This window comes from Nonomuraea aurantiaca, from assembly GCF_020215705.1.
In the GTDB taxonomy this organism is placed as follows: Bacteria; Actinomycetota; Actinomycetes; order Streptosporangiales; family Streptosporangiaceae; genus Nonomuraea; species Nonomuraea aurantiaca.
In genome coordinates this window covers 1-3,139 of sequence record NZ_JAIWNB010000092.1, presented here as the reverse complement: position 1 = coordinate 3,139, position 3,139 = coordinate 1, and the positions used below count along the sequence as shown (strand labels likewise).

The following is a 3,139-nucleotide window of genomic DNA, read 5'->3' as shown; positions in this document are numbered from 1 at the left end:
CGAACAGCATTACGCCGCCTATCTGGAGGACACGGACGGGTTCGAGGTCGAACTCGTCGCCACCGACATGACAGACCAGTCCTGAGAATCCTGCTCTCAATCGATCCACAACTCTTGACGATTGCTCCACTCTGGCTCCTGGAGTGAACCGCATCACAAGCACTGAATCCAGGCGACGACAGTGGAGTAGCCGCCGGATTCGGTGCGAACCCGGACGGTGGCCAACTCAACGCGCTGCCCCTGAGTACCAGGCTTGATACAGGGTGGTGTGCCGCCACTGTGCCGCTGTCCTTCACGGTCAATCCACTCCACGTCGCTGACCACGTACCCGTGACCCATGTCACGGGGGAGTCCAGTTCCTTCAGGATGAAAGGCGATCTGCGACGCGTCGGCGGTTACGCCCACGACAGTGCCGCGTTCGAGCGTGGGCGCCTTGCTGCCATAAGGAAGGAAGTAGACGAGCACGGCGCCGATGAAACCGGCGAGAAGGATCATGCCAGCCAGAAGCGGAATTCGAAGACACACCTGTCTGGACAGCAGCGAAACGGCGGACCGAGTGGAGGACATCCCTGGACATTAGCGAGGGCACTGAGCAAGCCCAACACGGGTCACCCGTCCGGGACGCTCCTCCTCTGCCGCCCTCCCCCCCAGGCCAGCCGAGGAAGGTGGCGAGGACGAATCGCGCAGGTATGACAGAGACACCGGCCAACGTCGCAGCATCGCCTTATCAAGCCACCGCTCGACGCTGTCACCATCAGCGCAGATCCCAGCAACTATCGCGAAGTATTAGGCGACCTTGCCGGGGCGGCGGCCAGACCCGCAGTTACGCGGCCGCGTCACCGAACTCGAGGACGAGCTGGCCGCCGCGCGGACCAGCCTGCGCCGGATGATCCGCGAAGGAAGCCTTCCCGACCCCGCCCGCTGACCCACCGTGCATGAGCCGCCCGAGGCGGTAGGCCTGGTCCGAGCCGACCGCGTCGTCTCCCTAATCCTGAACGACGGTCGGGTGCACGGCGCGCGGGCGGAGAAGGCGGACGAGGACACGACGCCCTGGGGACCGTGCTGGACACTGGGCACCGTCTCCAGGTTCACACCCCCGGCCCGCCGCCGCACCCGGCGGCGAAGCGCTCGGCCTCCGGGCCCGCCATTACCGGTTCAGGGAATAGGCGGTGTCAATGAGGTCGCGCAGAAAGGTGTCGAGGTCGTCTAGACCGTAGGCCTTGAGCGTCTGAGGGGTCTGAGTGAGCAGGTAGGTCAGGGCCGTGTTGACACACATGGTTACCATGGCGGCGACCGCCTGCGTCGCGGGTAGGCCCGCCGCCCGTTGGGACTCCAGGTGCAGCGCGAGGTCGGCCTTGGTGAGTTCGGCCAGCGTCTGCTGCAGGGCCGGCCTTCGTGCGGCCTCGGCGTGCAACTCGAGGTAGGCCAGCACTCTGGATCTGTTGACCGTGAGCGCACGGGCGAGCAGGTCGCTCAGCAGTGCGACGAGCCCGTCGCGCCCCTCGATCCGGGCTGCCTGCGCTCGTTTCAGGTCGGCCCAGTAGCGCTCGACGCACCGCTCGGCGGCGGCCTGCAGCAGCGCGTCGCGGCTGGCGAAGTAGTTCTTGGCCGTGCCCTCCGGCAGTCCTGCTTGGCGATCCACGGCTCTGTGGGTCAGCCCCCTGCCGCCCTGATGGGCCAGCACTTCGATCGCTGAGTCACGCAGTTGGTCGCGCCGATCCCGGTTCTCCGCCATGGCCTTCATTATCGCGACTTGCCCCATCTGCCACAACCGTGGTACCACATTTGTGGTGAACAGAGGAGATGTGACATGAAGAGAACCGCGGCCGTCGTCGGTGCCGGCATCGGCGGACTGGCCACCGCCATCGGGCTGCGCAGCATCGGCTGGGAGGTGACCGTGCTCGAACGCTGGCCGCAGATCAGGCCGGAGGGCACCGCGCTCGGCCTACGTCCCGACGCACAGGCCGCGCTCGCGCGACTCGGCCTCGGCGAGGAACTACGCCACCGTACGGTCCCCTACCGCAAGGCCCGGATCCGCACGCCTGCCGGTCGCCGGATCGCCGATCTGCCACTGGAACGCATCGAGCGCAAGGGCGGCGTACCTGTCTTGATGCTGTCCCGGATCTCACTGATGGGCCTGCTGCTCAGCGCCGTGGGAGATACCGCGATCATGACCGGGACAAATATCACCGACCCGGAGTCGCTGCGCAAGGACTATGACCTGGTGGTTGGGGCGGACGGACTGCGCAGCGTGGTTCGCACCGCCTACTTCGGCACCGCCACCCAACCTCGCTACACCGGGATTGTGGCCTGGCGGGGCGTCGCCGGATTCGAGCCACCCGAGCATGGCGAGACGTGGGGACCCGGCCAGGTGTTCGGCATCACACCTCAAGAGCCTGGCTCCACCAACTGGTACGCCGCCGTGTCCACCCCTGAGGGCCACCGCGAGTCCCTTAACGACCTGCGCGCCCGCTACGCGGGCTGGCATGACCCCATCCCACGCATCCTCGCCGAAGCCGACGAGGATGCGGTGCTGCGGCACGAGATCTACGACCTGTCTCCCCATCTGGAGTCGTTCGTGGCAGGCAACGTCGCTCTGGTCGGCGACGCGGCGCACGCCATGACACCCTCACTCGGGCAGGGGGCGTGTCAAGCGCTGCTGGATGCGGCCGCGCTCACCGACTGCCTGCAGACCGCCGGAGACGTGGAGTCCGGGCTGCACGGCTACGACGCCCGACGCAGGAAACCCGCCCAGCGCATCGTGACGTTGTCGCGCCGCATGACCGGCTTGGCCAGCCACCGCCTGGCAGAACCCCGCAACCTCCTCATGCGTCTCCTGCCCGCCTGAGAGGGCGGTGAGTTCTGGGTCGGTGTTGATCAATCGCGGGAGGCGGCGTGCCTGGTCGGGGATGGCTGATCCACCAGATGGTGAAGCTTCTCATGAGCAGGTCCTGCGCTCGTACGTGCGATTGCACGTTGGCGGTATCGCTGGCGACCGACCTCTCAGAGGGCATTTGATTTGAGTAGATTGCGGCTTATGTTCTAGTAGGTGCCTCGCCAGGTTGGGGTGGTCTCGTCCGTTATGCGCTTGGTGAGGTTGTTGATCGACGCGATTTGGATCATGGCTTGGGAGCTGGCG

The 3,139-nt window shown here is 66.3% G+C and carries 4 protein-coding genes and 1 pseudogene; 2 read left to right on the top strand and 3 right to left on the bottom strand.

Annotation, left to right across the window (positions count from 1 at the left end):
* Positions 1-153: 153 nt before the first annotated feature.
* Positions 154-495 (bottom strand): hypothetical protein, encoded by a 342-nt coding sequence (locus tag LDL49_RS56220; RefSeq protein ID WP_225303151.1) that lies wholly within the window; start codon positions 493-495, stop codon positions 154-156.
* A 301-nt stretch (positions 496-796) separates the two neighbouring features.
* On the opposite strand from LDL49_RS56220, the gene LDL49_RS58105 reads away from it, so the two are divergent.
* Positions 797-925, top strand: coding sequence for a hypothetical protein (locus LDL49_RS58105; protein WP_263656768.1), 129 nt, complete (start codon positions 797-799; stop codon positions 923-925).
* Positions 926-1,147: 222 nt separating this feature from the next.
* Here LDL49_RS58105 and LDL49_RS56215 read toward each other — a convergent pair whose 3' ends face one another.
* Complete coding sequence (locus tag LDL49_RS56215) at positions 1,148-1,735, bottom strand: TetR/AcrR family transcriptional regulator (protein ID WP_225303150.1); 588 nt, start codon at positions 1,733-1,735, stop codon at positions 1,148-1,150.
* A gap of 75 nt (positions 1,736-1,810) precedes the next feature.
* Here LDL49_RS56215 and LDL49_RS56210 point away from each other — a divergent pair, with 75 nt between their 5' ends.
* Positions 1,811-2,848, top strand: coding sequence for an FAD-dependent monooxygenase (locus LDL49_RS56210; protein WP_225303149.1), 1,038 nt, complete (start codon positions 1,811-1,813; stop codon positions 2,846-2,848).
* 194 nt (positions 2,849-3,042) lie between these two features.
* Here the strand turns inward: LDL49_RS56210 and LDL49_RS56205 are convergent.
* A pseudogene (locus LDL49_RS56205) lies at positions 3,043-3,139 on the bottom strand (IS5/IS1182 family transposase); the annotation flags it as partial.

What these genes read in the sequence shown, in the direction of transcription:
- LDL49_RS56210 (WP_225303149.1), top strand. Translation starts at nt 1,811, where the DNA reads ATGAAGAGAACCGCGGCCGTCGTCGGTGCCGGCATCGGCGGACTGGCC.
- LDL49_RS56215 (WP_225303150.1), bottom strand. Translation starts at nt 1,735, where the DNA reads ATGGCGGAGAACCGGGATCGGCGCGACCAACTGCGTGACTCAGCGATC.
- LDL49_RS56220 (WP_225303151.1), bottom strand. Translation starts at nt 495, where the DNA reads ATGATCCTTCTCGCCGGTTTCATCGGCGCCGTGCTCGTCTACTTCCTT.